At 68.2% G+C, this 19366-nt stretch carries 26 protein-coding genes; 15 read left to right on the top strand and 11 right to left on the bottom strand.

All coding sequences use genetic code 11. The annotated features are described in order from the left end of the window. Positions 1–77 precede the first annotated feature (77 nt). Complete coding sequence (locus AB0L06_RS38675; RefSeq protein WP_500236188.1) at positions 78–1712, top strand: TlrC/CarA/OleB/SrmB family ABC-F type ribosomal protection protein; 1635 nt, start codon at positions 78–80, stop codon at positions 1710–1712. Here the strand turns inward: AB0L06_RS38675 and AB0L06_RS38670 are convergent. The 6 genes from AB0L06_RS38670 to AB0L06_RS38645 are packed head-to-tail and all read right to left on the bottom strand — an operon-like array spanning position 1676 to position 6267. Then, on the bottom strand, positions 1676–2227 hold the full coding sequence (locus AB0L06_RS38670) for a nuclear transport factor 2 family protein (protein WP_500236187.1): 552 nt from the start codon (positions 2225–2227) through the stop codon (positions 1676–1678). The two genes, AB0L06_RS38675 and AB0L06_RS38670, sit on opposite strands and share 37 nt — an antisense overlap. Continuing rightward, positions 2227–2418: a ferredoxin gene (locus tag AB0L06_RS38665; protein ID WP_500236186.1), complete on the bottom strand. Its 192-nt coding sequence runs from the start codon at positions 2416–2418 to the stop codon at positions 2227–2229. The genes AB0L06_RS38670 and AB0L06_RS38665 overlap by 1 nt, the downstream gene beginning before the upstream one ends. Further along, positions 2415–3734 (bottom strand): lanosterol 14-alpha demethylase, encoded by a 1320-nt coding sequence (gene cyp51, locus AB0L06_RS38660; RefSeq protein WP_500236185.1) that lies wholly within the window; start codon positions 3732–3734, stop codon positions 2415–2417. Before cyp51 ends, AB0L06_RS38665 begins: the two co-directional genes overlap by 4 nt. Then, on the bottom strand, positions 3731–4510 hold the full coding sequence (locus tag AB0L06_RS38655) for an SDR family oxidoreductase (protein WP_500236184.1): 780 nt from the start codon (positions 4508–4510) through the stop codon (positions 3731–3733). Before AB0L06_RS38655 ends, cyp51 begins: the two co-directional genes overlap by 4 nt. Then, complete coding sequence (locus tag AB0L06_RS38650; RefSeq protein WP_500236183.1) at positions 4511–5695, bottom strand: cytochrome P450; 1185 nt, start codon at positions 5693–5695, stop codon at positions 4511–4513. Positions 5696–5709: 14 nt separating this feature from the next. Further along, complete coding sequence (locus tag AB0L06_RS38645; protein WP_500236182.1) at positions 5710–6267, bottom strand: TetR/AcrR family transcriptional regulator; 558 nt, start codon at positions 6265–6267, stop codon at positions 5710–5712. Positions 6268–6410: 143 nt separating this feature from the next. Here AB0L06_RS38645 and AB0L06_RS38640 point away from each other — a divergent pair, with 143 nt between their 5' ends. The 3 genes from AB0L06_RS38640 (at position 6411) to AB0L06_RS38630 (ending at position 8331) form a co-directional block, all read left to right on the top strand. Then, positions 6411–6758 (top strand): DUF1330 domain-containing protein, encoded by a 348-nt coding sequence (locus tag AB0L06_RS38640; RefSeq protein ID WP_500236181.1) that lies wholly within the window; start codon positions 6411–6413, stop codon positions 6756–6758. Positions 6759–6830: 72 nt separating this feature from the next. Beyond that, on the top strand, positions 6831–7844 hold the full coding sequence (locus AB0L06_RS38635; protein ID WP_500236180.1) for an aldo/keto reductase: 1014 nt from the start codon (positions 6831–6833) through the stop codon (positions 7842–7844). A gap of 115 nt (positions 7845–7959) precedes the next feature. Continuing rightward, the gene (locus AB0L06_RS38630) at positions 7960–8331 is read left to right on the top strand and encodes a DUF6086 family protein (RefSeq protein WP_500236179.1); all 372 of its coding nucleotides are present in this window, start codon (positions 7960–7962) and stop codon (positions 8329–8331) included. A 67-nt stretch (positions 8332–8398) separates the two neighbouring features. On the opposite strand, the gene AB0L06_RS38625 is transcribed toward AB0L06_RS38630, so the two are convergent. Further along, positions 8399–8608 carry a hypothetical protein gene (locus AB0L06_RS38625; RefSeq protein WP_500236178.1) on the bottom strand — a complete coding sequence of 70 codons (210 nt, stop codon included), beginning with the start codon at positions 8606–8608 and terminating at the stop codon, positions 8399–8401. Then, entirely contained in the window at positions 8605–8997 is a 393-nt protein-coding gene (locus tag AB0L06_RS38620; protein WP_500236177.1) for an ATP-binding protein, read from the bottom strand. Before AB0L06_RS38620 ends, AB0L06_RS38625 begins: the two co-directional genes overlap by 4 nt. 170 nt (positions 8998–9167) lie before the next feature. Between AB0L06_RS38620 and AB0L06_RS38615 the strand changes: the two genes are divergently transcribed. The 11 genes from AB0L06_RS38615 (at position 9168) to AB0L06_RS38565 (ending at position 16676) form a co-directional block, all read left to right on the top strand. Then, entirely contained in the window at positions 9168–9959 is a 792-nt protein-coding gene (locus AB0L06_RS38615; protein ID WP_500236176.1) for a helix-turn-helix domain-containing protein, read from the top strand. After that, on the top strand, positions 9950–10210 hold the full coding sequence (locus tag AB0L06_RS38610; RefSeq protein WP_500236175.1) for a DUF397 domain-containing protein: 261 nt from the start codon (positions 9950–9952) through the stop codon (positions 10208–10210). The genes AB0L06_RS38615 and AB0L06_RS38610 overlap by 10 nt, the downstream gene beginning before the upstream one ends. Before the next feature lie 22 nt (positions 10211–10232). Continuing rightward, a complete protein-coding gene (locus AB0L06_RS38605) occupies positions 10233–10478 on the top strand; it encodes a DUF397 domain-containing protein (RefSeq protein WP_500236174.1) in 246 nt (81 codons plus the stop codon). A 6-nt stretch (positions 10479–10484) separates the two neighbouring features. Next, the gene (locus tag AB0L06_RS38600) at positions 10485–10742 is read left to right on the top strand and encodes a DUF397 domain-containing protein (RefSeq protein ID WP_500236173.1); all 258 of its coding nucleotides are present in this window, start codon (positions 10485–10487) and stop codon (positions 10740–10742) included. A gap of 7 nt (positions 10743–10749) precedes the next feature. Then, a complete protein-coding gene (locus tag AB0L06_RS38595) occupies positions 10750–10872 on the top strand; it encodes a CGNR zinc finger domain-containing protein (RefSeq protein WP_500236252.1) in 123 nt (40 codons plus the stop codon). 79 nt (positions 10873–10951) lie between these two features. Next, positions 10952–11524: a TetR/AcrR family transcriptional regulator gene (locus AB0L06_RS38590; RefSeq protein ID WP_500236172.1), complete on the top strand. Its 573-nt coding sequence runs from the start codon at positions 10952–10954 to the stop codon at positions 11522–11524. 77 nt (positions 11525–11601) lie between these two features. Beyond that, positions 11602–12795 (top strand): Cmx/CmrA family chloramphenicol efflux MFS transporter, encoded by a 1194-nt coding sequence (locus tag AB0L06_RS38585; protein ID WP_500236171.1) that lies wholly within the window; start codon positions 11602–11604, stop codon positions 12793–12795. A 239-nt stretch (positions 12796–13034) separates the two neighbouring features. Continuing rightward, positions 13035–13937 (top strand): alpha/beta hydrolase, encoded by a 903-nt coding sequence (locus AB0L06_RS38580; RefSeq protein ID WP_500236170.1) that lies wholly within the window; start codon positions 13035–13037, stop codon positions 13935–13937. A gap of 40 nt (positions 13938–13977) precedes the next feature. Further along, a complete protein-coding gene (locus AB0L06_RS38575) occupies positions 13978–14715 on the top strand; it encodes a MerR family transcriptional regulator (protein WP_500236169.1) in 738 nt (245 codons plus the stop codon). Positions 14716–14772: 57 nt separating this feature from the next. Then, a complete protein-coding gene (tgmC, locus tag AB0L06_RS38570) occupies positions 14773–15963 on the top strand; it encodes an ATP-grasp peptide maturase system methyltransferase (protein WP_500236168.1) in 1191 nt (396 codons plus the stop codon). Positions 15964–15980: 17 nt separating this feature from the next. Continuing rightward, on the top strand, positions 15981–16676 hold the full coding sequence (locus AB0L06_RS38565) for a hypothetical protein (protein ID WP_500236167.1): 696 nt from the start codon (positions 15981–15983) through the stop codon (positions 16674–16676). A gap of 32 nt (positions 16677–16708) precedes the next feature. Here AB0L06_RS38565 and AB0L06_RS38560 read toward each other — a convergent pair whose 3' ends face one another. The 3 genes from AB0L06_RS38560 to AB0L06_RS38550 all read right to left on the bottom strand — a co-directional run bounded on the left by AB0L06_RS38560 (position 16709) and on the right by AB0L06_RS38550 (position 19268). Then, positions 16709–17200 (bottom strand): AAA family ATPase, encoded by a 492-nt coding sequence (locus AB0L06_RS38560; protein WP_500236166.1) that lies wholly within the window; start codon positions 17198–17200, stop codon positions 16709–16711. A 125-nt stretch (positions 17201–17325) separates the two neighbouring features. After that, positions 17326–17838, bottom strand: coding sequence for a DUF6624 domain-containing protein (locus AB0L06_RS38555; protein WP_500236165.1), 513 nt, complete (start codon positions 17836–17838; stop codon positions 17326–17328). Positions 17839–18419: 581 nt separating this feature from the next. Beyond that, a complete protein-coding gene (locus AB0L06_RS38550) occupies positions 18420–19268 on the bottom strand; it encodes an alpha/beta hydrolase (protein WP_500236164.1) in 849 nt (282 codons plus the stop codon). Positions 19269–19366 lie beyond the last annotated feature (98 nt).

The raw sequence follows: 19366 nt of genomic DNA, 5'->3' as shown, positions 1-19366 counted from the left end.
GCCGCGTTGAGCGCTGCAGCTCCGCCGCGGAACGTGCTCCGACGCGTCCCTGTCGATCAGAGTCTCAGGAGTTCTTCTTGCGCACCGCGCAACTCACCCTTCGTCATGTCACCAAGCGCTACTCCGACCGTGTCGTCCTCAGCGACGTCGAACTGACCGTCAAGCCCGGCGAGAAGGTCGGCGTCATCGGCGACAACGGAACCGGAAAGTCCACACTGCTCAGGCTGCTCGCCGGGCGTGAGCGCGCCGACAACGGCGAGCTGACCGTCGTCGCGGACGGCGGTGTCGGCTACCTGCCGCAGACGCTCGCGATGCCCGCGCACGCGACCGTCCAGGAGGCGATCGACCTCGCGCTGGCCGACCTGCGCGCGATCGAGGCGCGGATGCGGGCCGTCGAGGAACGGCTCGCGGACGATCCGTCCTTGCTCGATCTGTACGGCGACCTGCAGGAACGGTTCGAGGCGCGGGGAGGTTACGACGCCGACGCCCGCGTGGACGTCGCGCTGCACGGCCTCGGCCTGCCCGGTCTCGACCGCTCGCGTCCCCTCGGCACGTTGTCGGGCGGGGAGCGGTCGCGGCTCGCTCTCGCCGGTGTCCTCGCCGCCGCGCCCGAGCTGCTCCTGCTGGACGAGCCGACCAACGACCTGGACGACCAGGCCGTCGCCTGGCTCGAGGACCACCTGCGCGCGCATCGCGGGACGGTCGTCGCGGTCACCCACGACCGGGTGTTCCTCGACCGGCTGACCACGACGGTCCTGGAGGTCGAGGCGGGCAAGGTCGTCCGGTACGGCAACGGGTACGCCGGCTACCTGACCGCCAAGGAAGCGGAACGCGCCCGCCGCCTGCGCGAATATGAGGAATGGAGGCACGAGATCCGGCGCAACCGCGGCCTGGTCACCACCAACGTGGCGCGCATGGACGCGATCCCGCGCAAGATGGCGAAGGCGGGTTTCGGTCACGGTGGATTCCGTATGCGCGGACCAGCGCACGGCGCGATGAGCCGCATCCGCATCGCCAAGGAGCGCGTCGAGCGGCTAACAGCGAATCCGGTCGCGCCGCCCGCCGACCCGCTGTCGTTCACTGCCGAGGTGCGGGCGGCGGGCGACGACACCGTCGCCGCGCTGGCCGATGTCCGTGTCGGTGAGCGCCTGGACGTGCCGTCCCTGCGGATCGGGCCGGGCGAGCGTCTGCTCGTCACGGGTCCGAACGGCGCGGGCAAGTCCACGCTGCTCAGAATCCTCGCCGGTGAGTTGAAGCCGGACGAGGGCACGGTCGTCCGGCCGAAGCGGATCGGACATCTCCGGCAGGACGAGGTCCCCTGGCCGCCCACGATGAGCGTGCTCCGCGCGTTCGCGCACGGACGGCCCGGAGACCTGGACGAGCATGCCGACACCCTGCTGTCGCTCGGCCTGTTCGAGCCGTCCGACCTGGGACGACGCGTCGGTGAGCTGTCCTACGGGCAGCGGCGGCGGATCGAGCTGGCCCGGCTCGTCGCCGACCCCGCCGACCTGCTGCTGCTCGACGAGCCGACCAACCACCTGTCCCCCGTCCTCGTCGAGGAACTGGAGGGCGCGCTGGCCGGATACCAGGGCGCGCTCGTCGTCGTCACGCACGACCGGCGGATGCGGTCGCGCTTCACCGGGTCACGGCTCGTCCTCGACCAGGGGCGGATCGTTCACCACATCGGAGCGGGGGCCGTGCCGCGCGGGTAGTAGCCGGGCACCGGTTCCCTGGAGGAGGCCCTGTCGAGGCGGCGTCGCATGCCGTCCGACAGGGTCCCGGACTTCATCATCTCGACGAAGACGGACGTGACGTTGCCGAGGTCGAACCAGTCGCGCTGCCAGGACCAGCGCATGTCCCCGGCGTAGCGGAACCAGCTTCCGCCGATCCCGGCGACCTCGTACGGCGTGCCGTCGGGGCGTTTGGCGTCGGCGACCTGCTTCCAGAAGCCGACGACCTCGCCGCGCCGCTCGTCCACGAGAATCGCCTGGTAGGGGTAGGTCCAGCCGTCGAGCCCGCCCATCTCGGCGCCGAGCGCGACGTCGCGGATCTGGTCGCGTCCGACGGCCATGAAGTCCTGGCCGGGGCCGACGTTCCAGCCGTAGGTGGCGTCCTCGGTGTAGAGGTCGGCCAGCGGGCGCCAGTCCCCCGCCGCCTCGCAGCGCCGGTTGGCCTCCAGCCAGTGCTCGACCATCGCGTCCAGTTCGGTTCGGGGGAAAGCGGGCATCACGCCTCCATCCGTAGGGCCCGGGTCGGGCAGAACCGGACGGCCGCCGCGACCTCGTCGCGGTGCTCCCTGCCCGGCTCGGGATCGAGAATGCGGACCTGGCCTTTCCTGGGCACCTCGAAGACGTCCGGCGCTTCGAGTTCGCACATCGCGTGGCCCTGGCACAGGTCGAGGTCGACTTCGACCCTCATCGCCGCCTCCGGTACCGGACGACGCACGGGCGCGCGAGCTGGACGACCATCTTGGAGTGGTCGTTCCGGTACGTCCCGGGCGGCTGGGCGAGTTCGAACTCCCAGTCGCGGAGGAGCACGGAGAAGATCGCCTTGAGCTGGATCATCGCGAAGTTCGCTCCGACGCAGCGGTGCCGTCCCGCGCCGAACGGGACCCACGTCCAGCGGTTGAGCAGGTCTTCTTCCCTGGGTGATGCGTAGCGTCCGGGGACGAAGGCGTCGGGGTCGGGGAAGTCCTCGGGGATGCGGTTCGAGATCGCGAGGGAGCAGCCGACCATGGTCCCTGGGGTGATCTTGTGGCCTTGGACTTCGAGTTCACGTTGCGCGACTCGGAGGACGAGGATCAGGGGTGGGTGCAGGCGCAGGGCCTCTTTGACGGCCGATTCGAGGCGCGGGATCGCGCGGAGCGCCTGGAAGCTGACGTCTCGTCCGTCGGCGTAGAGGTCGTCGAGTTCTTTGGTGGTCTCGTGTAGGACGTCGGGGTTGCGGAGCAGCTCGATCAGCGTCCAGGCGGCCGTGCCGGACGAGGTGTGGTGCCCGGCGAACATCATCGAGATGAACATGCCGGTGACCTGGTCGGCGCTGAACTTCGACGTCCCGTCGCGGATCGACAGGAGGACGTCGAGCAGATCGCGGTCCTCGCGCGGCGGGTGCGGGTCCCGGCCGTCCATGATCTCCTGGACGAGCCGCACCAGCTCCGCGCGCGCCGCATCCCGTCTGCGGAAACTCTCGATCGGCGCGTACGGGTCGACGTAGGCGATCGCGTCGGTGCCGCGTTCGAGATCGTGGTACAGCTCGGCGAACCGGTGGTCGAGCTGCTCGCGGAACCTCCGTCCGATCAGGCACGCGGACGAGGTGTAGATGGTCAGCTCGGCGAACCAGTCGAGCAGGTCGATCTCGCCCTCGTCGCCCCACCCGGCGACCATCCGGCCGACCTCGTCGGCGATCGTCGCGGCGTGGCCCTTGAGGAAGGAGCCCTTGAGGGCCTGGTTGTGCAGGGCTTCGCGGCGCTGCTCGGGCGTCGCGTCGAAGACGACGCCCTCGCCGAAGATCGGCGTCATGAAGGGGTAGGCCTCGGCCTGGTCGAGGTCCTCGTCCGGGGCGCGGAAGAAGAACTCGTTGACCTCGGCTCCGGTCAGCTGCACGACGCGGCGTCCGCCGATCCGGAATTCGCCCACGTCACCGCACTCGTCCCGGACGCGCCGCATCAGCGCGATCGGGTCCCGGCGGAGTTCTTCCAGGTGGTCGGGGCCGCCCGACACGATCGGGATCGTCACTTCTCCTCCAGCGGTGCTTCAGGCTGGACCTCGATCAGCGAGAGATGCGCGCCTCTTGGTGTTCCGATGACCGCGGTCACGGCAGCGGCGACGTCGGAGGGGCGCAGGAAGTACGGGTGACGGGCGTGTCCCCATTTGACCCAGTCGTCCAGGACCTTGCCGGTGGTCTCGGGGTCCCAGTTCATGCCCATGTCCGTGGACGTCGGGCCTGGCCGGACGAGGCTCGCGCGCACGCCCGTGCCTTCGAGTTCCATCTGCATCTGGCGGGCCATGCCTTCGACACCGTTCTTCGCCGCGGTGTACGCGCCCATACGGGTTCGGGGCGAACGGACGACATCGGACGAAATGAACACGATGTCGCCGCGTCGGCGTTCGACCATGCCGGGGACGAACGCCGACACCATCCGGTGCGCGCCGACGAGGTGGATGTTGATCTGTGCGGCGAACTCGTCCGAGTCGAGTGCGTGGAGTTGCTGGGCTTGGAGGTCGCCCGCGCCTGAGACCACCACCTCGATCGCGCCCAGGTGCTCTGCCGCTGCTTGGGCGAAGGCCTTGACCGAGTCGCCGTCGCCCACGTCCAGTGGGTGCGCGAACGCTTCGCCGCCGCCCGCGCGGATCGTCGCGGCCAGCTCTTCGCATCTGTCCGTTCTTCGCGCCCCGAGCGCCACGGGGTGTCCGTCCATCGCGAGTGCTGTTGCCGTGGCGGCTCCGATTCCGGACGAAGCGCCCGTCACCACTGCGGGCCTGCGGGTGGGGTGCGGCTCGAATCTGGGCATCTACCTGGCCTCCCATCGGACGGGCAGGCTCGCGAACCCGCGCACGTTGATGGAGTGGACGCGTCGCGCGTTCGCCTCGTCCACCTCGAAGGACTTGATGCGTCGGACGAGTTCGGTGAGGGCGATGCGCGCTTCCAGGCGGGCCAGGTTCGCGCCCAGGCAGAAGTGCCGTCCGCCGCCGAAACTGACCAGCTGGGACGTGTCGCGGTCGAGGTCGTACTCGTCGGCGCGGTCGAAGACTCGTGGGTCGCGGTTGGCCGATCCGACGAGTAGCAGTACGCGTTCGCCCGCTTGGACGGTCGTGCCGTGCAGGTCGACCTCCTTGGCTACCGTCCGGCCGATCATTTGTGAGGACGTGTCGTAGCGGAGGGTCTCGTCCACCCAGTCGTCCACGCGACCGGGGTCGTCGAACGGTTTGCGCAGCTGGTCGGGGTTGCGGGAACCCCAGTACAGGGCGTTGGCGAGGAGTTTGGTGGTCGTCTCGTTCCCGGCGACGACCATGAGGAAGAGGAAGGCGATGAGTTCCTTGTCGTCCAAGCGGTCGCCGTCGGTCTCGACGTCGAGGAGGGCCGAGGTCAGGTCGTCGCCGGGGTGTCCGCGCTTGGCCGCGACCAGGTCTTGGTAGTAGCCGATGAGCGTGAGCGCGGCCTCCATGCCTGCCGGTGGGACGTCGTGCAGGCCGTCCTGGCGGTGGACGACCAGGTCGGCGAGCCGCCGCACCTCGTCCCGGTCGGCCTCCGGAACGCCGATCATCTGGGAGATCACGTCCATGGGGAGGCGTCCGGCGAAGTCTGTCACCCAGTCGCATTCGCCGCCGTTCAGGGCCTCGTTCAGATAGCGCCTGGTCAGGGCTCTGATGTCGTCGGTCATCTGCTCGACGCGGCGCGGAGTGAAGCCCTTGGAGACCAACGCGCGCATGCGGGTGTGCTTGGGCGGATCGAGGGCGAGGAAGGACATCGTCCGGCGCGCGAACGGGCCCCAGGCGCTCGGTTCCAGCGAGACGCCGTTGCGGTTGGAGAACGTCGAGAAGTCGCGGAACGCTTTGGCGACGTCCGCGTGCCTGGACAGCGCCCAGAAGTCGAGTTCGTCGTTGCGGTACAGCGGTTTCTCGTCCCGCAACCGCGCGTACAGGGGGTAGGGGTCTTCGTGAACGGCGTAGTCGTACGGGCTGTAGGAGGGGTCCACAGCCGCCACCTCGCTTAGGAGTCGGGCAGGATCAGCTCCGCCATCTCTTCCAGTCGATCGGCCACGCGCGCGTACGAGGTGTAGCCCATCCCCGCGTGCACGAGCGCCCCCGAGTAAGCCAGCTCCAACGCCCCCAGGATCTTCTGGTCGTCCGACCCGAGCGCGTTCTGGAGCCGTCCGCGGATCGCGATCCCGATCTTCAGCCGCAGCTCGCGGACATCCGGATCGGTGCCGAGCATCGCCGCCGTACAGGCTGCGGCCAGTTCCGGCTCGTCCGAGACCAGGAGCGCGATCTCCCGCAGGACCTCGACGACGCGTCCGCGTCCAGGCGTGCCGTCCGCCTCGGGCAACGCACTGAGCCGCCGCCAGAACACCTCGGTGACCAGGTGGTTCTTGGACGCGAAGTACGTGTAGGCCGTCGCCGGCGCCACCCCGGCCCGCCGGGCGACGTTCCGGACGGTCAGCCCGTCGAACCCGACCTCACGGACCTCGTCCACCGCGGCCTCGGTCAGCCTCCGCACCGTCTCGGCCTGCCGCGAGGTCAGCCGCCGCCGCGTGGACTCGGTCGCCATTTCCCTAGACACATGTCCAGACACTAGTTCAGCGGCTTCGGACCGTCCACCTCATGCTCCTCATTACCTGCCGGGTCATCGCCACGCCGCAGCCGGATCGGCAAGATCAGTGACACACCCGCACGAAACACCCGGAGGACACCGTGACCGCCTACGTCATCGCCCACCTGCAGGACGCCACCCCGCACGCCGACATCGCCGAGTACATCGAGCGCCTGCCGTCGACGTTCGAGCCGCACGGCGGCCGCTACCTCGTCCACGTCGCGCAGCACCAGGTTCTTGAGGGCGAGTGGACCGGAAGCGTCGTGATGATCGGCTTCCCCGACGCCGTCAGCGCTCGGACCTGGTGGGACTCCCCCGCCTACCGCGCGATCGCGCCGCTGCGGTCGCGGCACATCGAGGGCGACATCATCCTGGTCGACGGCGTTCCCGACGACTACGCCCCGACCGCCGCGGTGAAGGCCCTCCGGGACACCCTCCCCGCGGGCTGAAGCAGAGAGCGGCCATAAGTCGCCACTTCCTCCCCCGTTCCGAATGCGGTCTGCACGGCTAGCGTCTGCCCTGTGCGATACCGACTCTTCGGCCAGACCGGCCTACGCGTGTCCGAACTGTTCCTCGGCGCGATGACGTTCGGGGACCCGGACGGCCCCGGCGCATCCCTCGACGAGAGCCGCCGCGTCTTCGACGCCTACGCCGACGCGGGCGGCAACGTCGTCGACACCGCCATCAACTACCGCGACGGCGCGAGCGAGGAGTACCTGGGAGAACTCCTCGCCGGACGCCGCGACCGGTTCGTCCTCGCGACCAAGTACACGGTCTCCCGCGACCGCGCGGACCCGAACGCGGCGGGCAACCACCGCAAGAACCTGCGCCTTTCCCTGGAAACCAGCCTGCGCCGCCTGCGCACCGACCACATCGACGTCTACTGGGCGCACATCTGGGACCGCAACACACCCCTCGAGGAGACGATGCGTGCGCTGGACGACGCCGTCCGCGAGGGCAAGGTTCTCTATATCGGCATCTCGGACGCACCGTCCTGGGTGGTCTCCCGCGCCAACACGCTCGCCGAATGGCGTGGCTGGACGCCTTTCGCCGGCCTGCAGGTGCCCTACAGCCTGTTGAAGCGCGACATCGAGACCGAGCTGCTGCCCATGGCCGAGCACTTCGGCCTGAGCGTCGCCGCCTGGAGTCCGCTGGCGAACGGCATCCTGTCCGGCAAGTACAACACCGGCACCGCGACCCGCACCCGCCTGAACCCGAGCCAGGTCAGCGAACACGACCTGGCCGTCGCCAAGACGGTCGGCGAGGTGGCGGACGAGCTGGGAGCGACGAGCGCTCAGGTCGCTCTGGCCTGGGTCCGCGCCAGCTCACCATCCGTGCACCCGATCATCGGAGCCCGGACGGCCGAGCAACTGACCGACAACCTGGGCGTCCTCAACCTGACGCTCGAATCGGACGTCGTCCAGCGACTGAACGACGCGTCCGGCTTCACACCAGGCTTCCCGTCCGACTTCATCCAGGGAACGCAAGGCTTCGTCTACGGCGAGGCCGGCGCCCAGGTCGACAACCGCCGCTGACATCACCCCCGCCGCCCGGCCACCGCACCGCCCGGGCGACGGGATGTTAGGCCGCCTACCTGCCCGGATTGACCACGCGACGCACGCCGCCGGGAGATCGGCGGCGAGGAGGCGAATGAGCCAGTACTTTCAGATCGACGAACGCGTCCTGTGGAACCCCGCGACAGGCGTCGCTCAAGTCTTCCTGCGGGCGGCGGAGTCGTTCTCCACGCTCACCCGCCTTCCGTCAGGCCTTGGCCCGATGCAGGCTGACGAGTGCGAGATCGACCTTGAGGTCTTCAGCGCGTTCGTGGACGCTCTCGTCCGCCGATACATGCGCTCGAACCACGTGGTCCTCCGGTCCCTCATGGAGGGGTTCCTCGCCACTGCCATCGTCCTGGTCGACCGCGGCGGCGGTCAGCTACCGGCGCTGAAGTCCTCAGACGATCCAGACGTCGCGGCGCTGACCGAACTCAGCCAGCGCCACAACGGCGCAATGGCCACCTGACCAGCCAATACTCGGCAACCCAAGGGACGACCTCCGCCGTCCGGCCACCACACCGCCCGCGCGGCGACTACGGGCTGCTCGCACTCGCCTCGACAGCGGCCCACGCGCGGGCGGCCTCGGGATCAGCACGAACGAGAACGTCCGCGAGCGCTTCGGCGGACGACGCGCTGACCAGCACGACACCCACCGCACGCCAGACCGAGCGATCGTCCACGAAGACGTCCCACTGCGGAAACACCTCGCGCAGGACGTGCAGAAGGAGAATGCGCCCGGTCACTCGACCTCCAGCACCGCGAACACGACCTTGCCGCCGCCCCCACGCGGCCGGACGCCCCACGCGAGCGTCATGAGCTCGACCATGGCCAGCCCCCGCCCGGTCGTCTCGTCCAGGGTGAGGGCCTGTACAACGGGCTGAACGTCCGAACCGTCCTCTACCTCGATCACGGGACCCGCGTCCGAGAGCAGCACACGCGCCGTGATCGGGTCACCGGGGTCACAGCCGTGCTGGAGCGCGTTGGTGACGAGCTCCGAGACCACCGTCCGCGCAACGTAGACCAGGTCGGACGCGAATTCGTGGGCATCGAACCATTCCGCCACGAAATCCCGCACTTCCTTGATCGACTCCCCGCACGCCTCCACCACGACTTCGGCCACCGCCGCTGCCACACACTGATCGTTTTCCCTGCTCATGTACACCCCTCGCGACTTCCCTCACGCAGAGTTGCCGAATGTGTACTCATCCAGCCACGCGGCGGCGTAGCGTTCCGTGACAACCGGCGAGCACCAACAACTCACTCGCATCCGTTAGCAAGGCACTAGCCGAACGGTGGTCGTGGATGCCCGAGCACAGGATCGATCCGGTACTGCTCAGCTTCGGCCAGGGAGTTCGACAGCTTCGCCTGGCAAGGAACCTCAACCAGATGGAACTGGCCAGGCGAACGAGCGTGTCGCGCAGCTACGTCGGCCTGGTGGAGACCGGACGCACGCGCTGCCGAAGCGACTTCGCCGCACGCCTTGATGAGGCACTTGATGCGAAGGGCGAGATCGTCCGGGCGTGGGATGACCTTCTCCAAGAGTTCAAAGCCGGCCGTTACCCCGCCTACTTCGGCAACTTCCCGCGTGCCGAAGCCACAGCGAGCATGCTCCGTTCCTTCGAGGACCGGCAGGTCTACGGACTCTTCCAGACCGAGGCGTACGCCTCCGCACTGCTGCTGGACAGAAGCAAGGTACTCGCGCGCATGAAGCGGCAGGAGATCTTGTCTCACGATCCCCCACCGGCGGTCCATTCGGTGATGGACGAGAGCATCCTCTATCGGCAGATCGGAGAGCGAGAGACGATGCACGAGCAGCTCGAAATGCTGCACGAACTGTCTCTCAGACCCAACATCACCATCCAGATACTTCCAGTGGTCTACGTTCGCGCCCTCTGGACCGTGTTTGCCGCGGCCACCCAAGCTGATCAAAAAGAGCTAGGGTACACAATGAAGGCATTTGGCGGCGAGACATCATCCAGTCCTGCTGACCTGGCGATTCTCAATGAGACCTTCGCAAGATTGCAGGCCGAAGCCTTCAACGTCCGTGATACGCGGTCTCTCATCAGGAAGGTGATTGACGAGCGATGGATCTGAGTCAGGTGACATGGCGGAAGTCCTCTCGCAGCAGTGATGCCGGTGACAACTGCGTCGAGGTAGGTGCTGTGCCGAGCTCTGTGTGGCGCAAGGCTTCACGCAGCAACGAGGACGGTGCCAACTGCGTTGAAGTCGCTGACGCGCGCGGCCGGGTGGCGCTGCGAGACAGCAAGCGCCCCGACGCCGGAGCACTCACGCTCGAGCCGGCCAACTTCCGAAGCCTCGTGGCATCGGTCAAGCAGTTGGGATGACCCAGCAATGCCTCCGGGACAGATGAACTGGCGCAAGGCTTCCCACAGCAGCGAATCAGGTGACAACTGCATCGAGGTCGGAGCAGTCCCGCCCTCAGGATGGCGCAAGGCGTCGAAGAGCAACGAGAGCGGCGACAACTGCGTGGAGGTCGCTGGCACGCATCGTCGAGTCGCGCTGCGGGACAGCAAGGACCCCGACGGCGGGGTGCTCGAGCCCGGCCTCGCCAGCTTCCGCACGCTTGTGGACTCCATCAAGCGAACGAGGTGACGAGCGATGGCCCTGGTCCAGCTCGAATGGCGGCGAAGTAGTCACAGCGGAACCAACGGCGGTGAGTGCGTCGAAGTGGGAGCTCCGCCTGTGATGTGGCGCAAGAGCAGGCACAGCGCACCCAACGGCGGCGAATGCGTGGAGGTCGCCAGCGTGCCTGGCCAGGTAGCTCTGCGAGACAGCAAGTGCCCCGACGCTGGAGCACTCACGCTCGAGCCGGCCAGCTTCCGAAGCCTCGTGGCATCGGTCAAGCAGTTGGGATGACCCCGTGATGCATCCATCACACATGTACGCCGACGCCTCACACCGGGGCACCCGCCGGTGGTGCGACATGCGAGCCTGCGGCAACCGCGCCAAAGCATCCGCCTACCGCGCCCGCCACAAGCCCACCTAACACCGCCCGCCCTCCCCGTCGGCGGTTGGACGGGCCGGAGTTTTGAAGTGTTTGGTTCAAAACCTGCTAGGGTCCGTGCATGGCCAGACCGCGGAGCTTCGACGAGGACCGGGCGATCGACGCCGCGATGCGCGCGTTCTGGGCCCATGGCTACCAGGCGACCTCCACCCAGGACCTCTGCCGGGCCACGGGCCTGAACCCCAGCAGCTTCTACAACACCTTCCACGGCAAGCGGGAGTTGTTCTTGCGAGCACTGCGGCGCTACCTGGAGGAGATGTCGGCGGTGCAGGCCGAAGTCCTGGAGGCGCGCGCACCGGTACGCCAGAAGGTGGCGACGGTGCTGGAGCAGGTGATCGACGACGAGGCCGGGGACCGGCTGGGCTGCTTCGCGATCAACACCAGCCTGGAACTGGCTCCGCGCGACCCGGAGATCGCCGGACTGCTCGCCCGGGACTACGACCGGCGGATGGCGGTGTTCCGGACGGTGTTCGCACTGGCGCGGGCCGAGGGGCAGATCCCCGCGGACCGCGACCCGGGCGAGCTGGCCCACTTCGTCAACGCCACCGTCGCCGGGATCCGCGTGGTCGCCCAGAGCGGCGCCGACCGGACGGCACTGGAGGCCATCGCGCGCAGCGCGCTTCGACTGTTCTGAAACCGCGGCCGCGAGGCCGCGGCTTTTCGCATCCCTCATTTTGAAGTGATTGATCCAGAACTGGAGTGGGACCCCTCATGCCTCTTGCCGTCTATCTACTGGGCCTGGCGGTGTTCGCGCTGGGCACCTCGGAGTTCATGCTGGCCGGCCTGCTGCCCGCCATGGCCGCCGACCTGCACGTGTCCATCCCCACCGCCGGGCTGCTGATCTCGGCCTTCGCGGTGGGGATGGTCGTGGGCGCCCCCACCCTGGCGCTGGCCACCCTGCGCGTGCCGCGCCGCCTCGCGTTGACCGCGTTCCTCGCGGTGTTCGTGGTGGCGCACGTCGTCGGCGCGTCGGTCTCGGTGTTCGGCGCGCTGCTGGGAACCAGGATGGTGGCGGCGCTGGCCGCGGCGGGGTTCACCGGCGTGGCGACCGTGACCGCGATGAGCCTGGTCCCCGCGTCCAAGCGCGGTCGTGCCACCGCGATCGTGGTGGGCGGACTGACCGTCGCCAACGTGGTCGGCGTACCGGCCGGGACCGCCCTCGGGCAGCACGCCGGATGGCGTGCGGCGTTCTGGGCGGTCGCCGTGCTCGCCGCAGTCGCCGCAGTCGGTGTTTTCCTGGCCCTGCCCAAGCAGCACTCGACCGCGACGACCGCCTCGCGCGCCGTCCACGAAATGCGGGCGCTCGGCAACCCGCGACTGTGGGCCACCTATGCCACCATCGCCCTGGCCTCGGGCTCGGTCATCGTCACCTTCGGCTACCTGGGCACCCTGCTGGAACGCACCACCCACCTGTCGGCCGACGCCGTTCCGCTGATTCTCGGCCTGTTCGGCGTCGGCGCGCTGATCGGCATCACCATCGGCGGACGAGTCGCCGACTCCCGTCCGCGTGCGACCGTGCTGGTCGGCGGAGCCGGTCTGGTCGTCGCCTCGATCCTGCTGGCCCTGACCGCCGCGCATCCGGTCGCGGTGACCGTGCTGGTCTTCATGCTGGGCCTGTTCGGCTTCGTCGTCACCCCTTCGCTCAACGTCCGCGCCTACGCCCTGGCCGGTGCGGCGCCCACCTTGGCGGGCGGCACCACCGTCGCCGCCTACAACGTCGGCAACACCGCCGCCCCCTGGCTCGGTGGAACCGCCATCAACGCCGGTTTCGCCTACGCCTCGGTTGCCTGGATCGGCGCGGCTCTCGGGATCGGCGCCATCGTCATCATGGCGTTGAGCAGCCGCGAACGCCCCACCACCGACCCCGCCGCCACACCAGCCCCAGTCGCCACCGAACTGGTCTGACGAGCCGGGGTGGACCGGCGCTACCGGCCCCACCCCGTCTCCCTTCCGCCTCGGAAGCCTCGGGAGCGATGGCCGCAAAGGTCGCGACAGGCGAACGTGTCCTGTGGACGCGGGGATGGTCCGCTGCTCAACGGAATGCCGTGTTCGATCTCAAGGTGTGGCGGCCGGGGCCGGACGTTAGGTCGGGATGACGGGAAGGGCTTGCCCCTGACGCTGCGTCGGGGTTGCAGCCTTAGCCCATGACGAAAGACATCGCTTCCGCAGCTCGGCCCGCCCCGCCGATCGGCGGGTTCCAGGAGCTCGACGGTCGCCGCGTATTCATCCATCGGTTGGGCAGTGGCGGGCCAGCCATTGTGTTCCTGCCGAGTGCGGGCGCGGTCGGTCTGGACTATTTCGCCGTCCAGCAAGGGGTTTCGCAGTTCTGCACCGCCGTGGTGTACGACCGGGGCGGCAGCGGGTACAGCGATCCCGTCCCGCTGCCGCGCACTGCCGCCGAGGTCGCGACGGAACTGCACGAATTGCTGGATGCCCAAGGCCTCGCCGCCCCATACGTCCTGGTCGCGCACTCCCTCGGCGGAGCCTACGCACACCGGTTCACGCAGTTGTACCCACGGGAGGTGGCTGGACTGGTCTGGCTGGACGGCTTTCATCGCGACTGGCAGGACTTCATGCCCGTCGCGGCGAGCCCGGCCGCCGACCAGCAGTCGGCACCCGGTCCCGAGCAGATCCGGCAGATGCGTCCAGCCCTACGCGAGAGGTTCACCGAACTGATGGCGGACTACCCGCAGCACATGCGGCGAGCGCTGATCGAAGCCCATGTCAGCGATGAATGGCTCCGGGTCGGCATGGCCGAGCGGGGCAGCTTGGTCGCACTCGCCGACGAACTGCGTGCCGGGCCGGACATCCCCGACGTACCGGTGGTCACGCTCACCTGCGAGGGCACCGAAGCGTCGATGTCGGAGCAGACAATGCGTGCGATACACGAGGGCATGAGGAAGATGGCAGCGGCCGTGGTCAGCGCGGTGTCGTTCGGGGAACATCGCGTCGTCGCCGATGTCGGCCACGACGAGCTGTGCTTCACGCGCCCCGATGTCGTGGTCCAGGCGATCCGGGACGTCGTCGACCGTGCGGCTCACGCCTAGGCTCGGCTTGGCCACGTTTCCCGATGAGCGGAGGCAGGCGGTGCTCACGATCGGCCAGCTCGCAGCGACCGCCGGCGTGACCGTGCGCACCGTCCGCCACTACCACCAGATCGGCCTGTTGCCCGAGCCTGAACGTGACGCCTCCGGCTACCGCCGTTACAACGCGCAGGCAGCAGTGGATCTCGTCCGGATCAGGACTCTTGCGGATGCCGGAGTACCACTCGCCCACATCGACGCACTGTTGCACACACAACCAGCCGAGTTCGCGGCCGCCATCACCGACATCGACAACGCGCTACAGGCCAAGATCGACCAGCTCACCGAACATCGCCGCCGCATCGCCCAACTGGCAAGCGGCGAAGAGCTCGTCCTGCCACCCGAGATGGTCGCCATACTGAACCGGCTGCGCGGTCTCGGAGTCAGCGAACGGACGGTCCGGCTCGAGCGCGATTGGTCGATCCTGATGCAGGCATCGGACCCGGACGCGGTGTCGCAGTGGATCCGGGACAAGAACGCCGGCTTCGACGACCCCGAGAAGATGCGCCTCTACCTCGCATGTGATCAATCGGTCGACTGGGATCCGCACGATCCACGCGTGGATCGACTCATCAACGACCTGGAAGCATGGGAGGTCGCACACGAAGGCAACAGCAGCAGGCCAGAGAACCCGACACCGATCTTCTCCCTGATCCTCAGGGAATCACCGGCCTGGCGCCGCATCGTCGACACGCTCGCCCGTCGCGCCGACCGACACCGAACCGCCAAGCCCGACACCTGACCGTCGACCCACATCAGGCTTCCCTGGTGTCACTGTCGTTTCTCGAAGGGGTGAGCGATGACCCGATCCGGTATCGACGCGGACGCCGGTCGGCGTGCAGCCGCGCTGGCTGATCGGCTCGCAGAGGGTGGCGACATCACTGATGCCGCTTGGCGGCGGGCCTTCGCGCGGGTTCCGCGGCATGTGTTCGTTCCGCACTATGCCCGGTACGAGCACACCCGTGATGGCGTCCGGTACACGCTGGTCAGTGGGGACGACCCCGAGCAGCGGGAGCGATGGCTCGACGGCGTCTACTCCGACGAGACCCTGATCACCCAGGTCAGAGGTGTGCCCGTCGAAGTTGCCCTCGCCGATGGGAGCCGCGGTGGCGCGTGGACCAGTTCGTCCACAGCGCCGGGGCTCATGGCACGACTGCTGGACGCCTTGGACGTCGCCGACGGCATGACCGTGCTGGAGATCGGGACAGGCACCGGCTACAACGCCGCGCTCCTGAGCGAACGTCTTGGCTCTGGCAATGTCACATCGGTCGATATCGACGGCCGGTTGGTCGCTGACGCGCGGGAGCGACTCGCCGGGCTCGGGTATCAACCGACGCTGGCGGCCGTCGACGGGCGCGACGGCTTCCCCGACTCAGCGCCTTGCGACCGTGTGATCGGGACCTGCGCATTCCCCAACATTCCGTCCAGCTGGATCAGCCAGACCCGGCCGGGCGGGCTCATCCTCGCCAACGTCGCTGGTGGGCTTGGAGGAGCGATGGTTCTTGCCAAGGTCGGCCAGGACGGCACGGCGTCCGGCCTCTATCTGCCGAGGTGGGCGGGATTCATGCCCGCACGGTCTTTGAAGCCCACGGCCGAACCCCACTATCCCGAGGCCGGGGACATGCGCGAAACGGAGGTCGCCCCCGGCGTCCTGGACGACCCGGCGTTCGCATTCATGGCGCAGCTGCAGCTCGGCGACGCTTCGCCCTACTGGGCCGCGCACGAGGACGGGTTCCAGCTCTTCGGACTCGCCGCGTCCGACGGGTCATGGGCGGAGGTCTATCCCGCCGACGCTCGCGGACGCCGTCGCGTCGAGCAAGGTGGCCTCCGCGCGCTCTGGGATCTGGTCGAGACGGCATATGGGATGTGGGAGGAACTCGGTCGTCCGGACTGGTCGCGGTTCGGAGTCACAGCCAACGCGACAGAGCAGATGGCCTGGTACTCCGGGCCTGACGGGACGTCGTGGTCCTTACCGCCGGAAGTGCACTGATTCGCTACTCTTCGACCGTGAAGCGATGGTTTGGCAAGCGGGATGACGCACAGCCGCGGACCTCGGATTCGGCCGGCGACATGATGCCGTTGCAGTTCGACGCTTCGGCCTGGCAGCAGGTGCGGGCCGACGCCTGGACGGATTCGGATGGCGACGCGGCCCTCCTGAACTACTTCCCGCTCGTCCCCGACCTGCCCGCCGCCCTTGAGGACCTCCAGCAACTGCGCGAGGCCACGAGCGCGAACACGGCCGCCCAGGGCGGAGGCTTGGTCGAACTGGACGTGATCACACTTGACGGCGTCCCGGCCGTCCGGCAGATCGTCAAGTTGCGCGACCCCGACCGGCAGACCGGCCTCGTCTTCATCGGCTCCTTCATCGTCCCCAGGGCGAACTGCAGCGTCGTCCTTCGGGTCCAGGCATTCGAGGGCCCTGTCACCGGCATGCGTGAAGCCGTCCTGCTCGATGGGTTTCTGGCGCAGAACGGCGGCGCGAACTCCGGCGACCCCATGACCGGGTGGGCCCAACACGCCTACGCCCCTGGCGTCCGAGGGGGCCTTCCTCGCAACCATGCGGATGACCGGCGTTGGGACGAGCAGTTCCCCGACCATCCCCTCTCACGAGCTCGCCGCACCCTTGACCGCCTCGGCGCGTCCATCCACCTTGACCAGCGCTTCAAGGAACAACCCGCCTTCGCCGGCCCGGCGGGCCCCTGAGATTGGGACCAGTCACGGACTACTGGACGTAGCTACCCCTCGACTTGACGGATGATCTCGTCGACCACACGCGCGAGCGGTTTGGTGGCGTCGATGACGACACCGTCCTTCGGAACGTCTTCCTTCGTCTGATGCAGGCGGACGATGAGGTCTCGTTCCGCTTGCCTTCCGCCCCACTCACCGTCCGGCCGCTCGTCGAGTCGGCGATGCAGCGTCTCAAGATCGACCTCGAGGACGAAGACGCCGTCGAACAGGTGGATGAACTTGGGGAAGTTCCTGGAGCCGCCGCAGAAGAACGTCACAGCGTCGCCCCGGTCGACGACCAGGGCTTTCACCTTGTCGATGCGCCAGATGTGATGCTCGTGACTGAATCCGTCCGTCGGCTCACCGGTCCCCGGATCGCCTTGATAGCTCAGCTCGCGGTCACCGTGAACGGCGTGATAGCCGCGCCGCTGCAATTCTCCGCAGACCGAGGTCTTGCCTGTGCCTGAAACACCTTCGATCAGGTAGTTCCGAACGCCCACTGCTGGATGGTACGACACATACCAGGAACCGATCGGTCAACGCTCGGCAGCGAACGCCTTGGTCAGGTGCCGGGCGACCTCAACGATCCGCGCAATCCTTGGGGTCTGTAGTTGCCCTCTACCAGTCAGCGATTCCGATCGCGCATCGTGCGGTCATAGTCGGAGTGTGGGCCAAGACCGACCGCGGCCCGACGCTCATCGAGACGCTCGGGATCCTCTATCGGCCGGGGAGCCAGCACCCCGTCCTGAGTCCAGTACTGGGTGCCGTAAACCTGTGGCCGGTCATCGGCCACGCGCACCCGATCAACGAGATACGCCAGATCAGACGGCTTCGCCTGGCCCGCCTCGACAGCCGTCTGCAACAGCGGCAGACAGCCGCGCTGGAACTCCACGTCGTGATCGGCATGCTGCGCGAGCAGCCATGCTGCATGAGCGGCCCGCTCACCCACCTCATCCGCGCCGGGCCAGCCCCGCTCAGCGATGACGCCCTTCAAGAACGCCGTGTTGTCAGCGTCGACGGCCCGCCACTCTGCGATCGCCTCCGCGGACAACGACTCACAGGGTGCGACAGCCGTCCGCACCGCCTGATCCCTCTCCGCCCGGCGCAGCAACTCGTCTCGAAGACCCGGATCGAACACGCTGCCCTCCCGCAGTCAGCGGCCAGCTCTCGATCCCGACTCCACCACTCCCGCCAACGCCTCTCAACACCCGGCGGCCCATCAATCCGAACAACACGCCGACGCGCCAACGCGCCGAGACGGGGCGATGGTCCTTGCCAAGGTCGACCAGGACGGCACGGCGTCCGGCCGCTACCTGCCGAGGTGGGCGGAATTCGTGCCTGCGCGATCATTGAAGCCCACTGCCGAACCCCACTATCCCGCCGACAGGTCGAGCAAGGTGGGTCGCGTTGGGCTCGGTCACGGTATTGATCCTGCTCACGGCGTGTCGGGCGGACTGCGTCACCGTCTGGCCGAATCGGTCCTGGCCTGGGGCCGGTTGGCTGGCAGGAGGGCCCGGCTTTCGTTCGATGAAGGCGGCCTTCATCCGAGGTCAGTGCAGAGGGAGGATTGCGGTGCCGGTTGGCGGTCCGGTGATGGTGACCGAATCTCGTTATGTCGGTGGTCAGGGCGTTGACCTGGTGTGATGTGCTGGCGGACATTGGACGGACCGGAGGTCCTGTCTCGTCACTGCCCCCGGATGCACCTGGTTGCACCAGCCCTCACTCTCCGGCGACGCGGGTCGTGGCGATGATCTCGGCCAGCCGGGCCGGCTGGGACAGGAACGGCGAATGGGACGCGTCGAGCTCCGTCACCGTCGTCGGCCGGTCGGACACGGCGTCGATCTCCTTCACGAAGCGCCGTTGCAGCGCGATCGGGACGGCGTTGTCGCGAAGGCACGCCACATAGGAGTGCGGCAGGGACCCGTACCGCGACGCGGTCACCGTCAGGGTCTCGACGGGGATGCCCAACGGAGCGTCGGAGTTGAGCATCGCGATCGCGGCGGCGGCCGTGTCGGCGTCCACGTCGGCGTAGAACGTTTCGCGGAACATCTCGTGCTGTTCGGGGTCACCGGGGTCGATGCGCACCGCGCCGATCGCCATGTGGTCGGCCATGAGCAGGCGGTTCAACAGCTCCCCGGCGTTCTCCGGAGCCGTGTTGTACACGCCCGCGGGCAGCCCCGCCACCGGAGCGAGCGCGGCGACGTAGAGCAGACCGGCCACCAGCTCCGGCGCGAGTTCCGCGGCGGCGGTGGCGACCACCCCGCCCATGCTGTGCGCGACGAGCAGGCACGGACGGCCGCCGCCGATCCGCCGGATCCGTCCGACCAGCGTCGCGGCGGCGGACGACGCGGTCACGTCCGCGACGGGCGACGGCTCGACGGCGAACGCCGCGGCGTCTCGCGGCCGTGCCCAGCGCGCCCGCGGGGAGCGGGACCTCAGCCCGTGGCCGTCCAGATCGACTGCCACCGGCCGGACGCCCCGTCCGGCCAGCTCCTCAATAACCGGGGTCCAGCACCAAGCGCCATGCCATGAACCGTGCACGAGCACGACCGGAATCTCACTGCGCATACGTCCTCACCTGACAGAAGATCAACATCCGTGCTGGTCAAGCGCCCCCCAGCGGACGGGACGGACGACCCTGGTCGGGGTGATTCCCCGGCTGGGTG

This window comes from Spirillospora sp. NPDC052269 (assembly GCF_040679435.1).
GTDB lineage: Bacteria > Actinomycetota > Actinomycetes > Streptosporangiales > Streptosporangiaceae > Spirillospora.
Note: the sequence above shows the minus strand (reverse complement) of the source record. Positions and strands in the feature narration are given on the sequence as shown.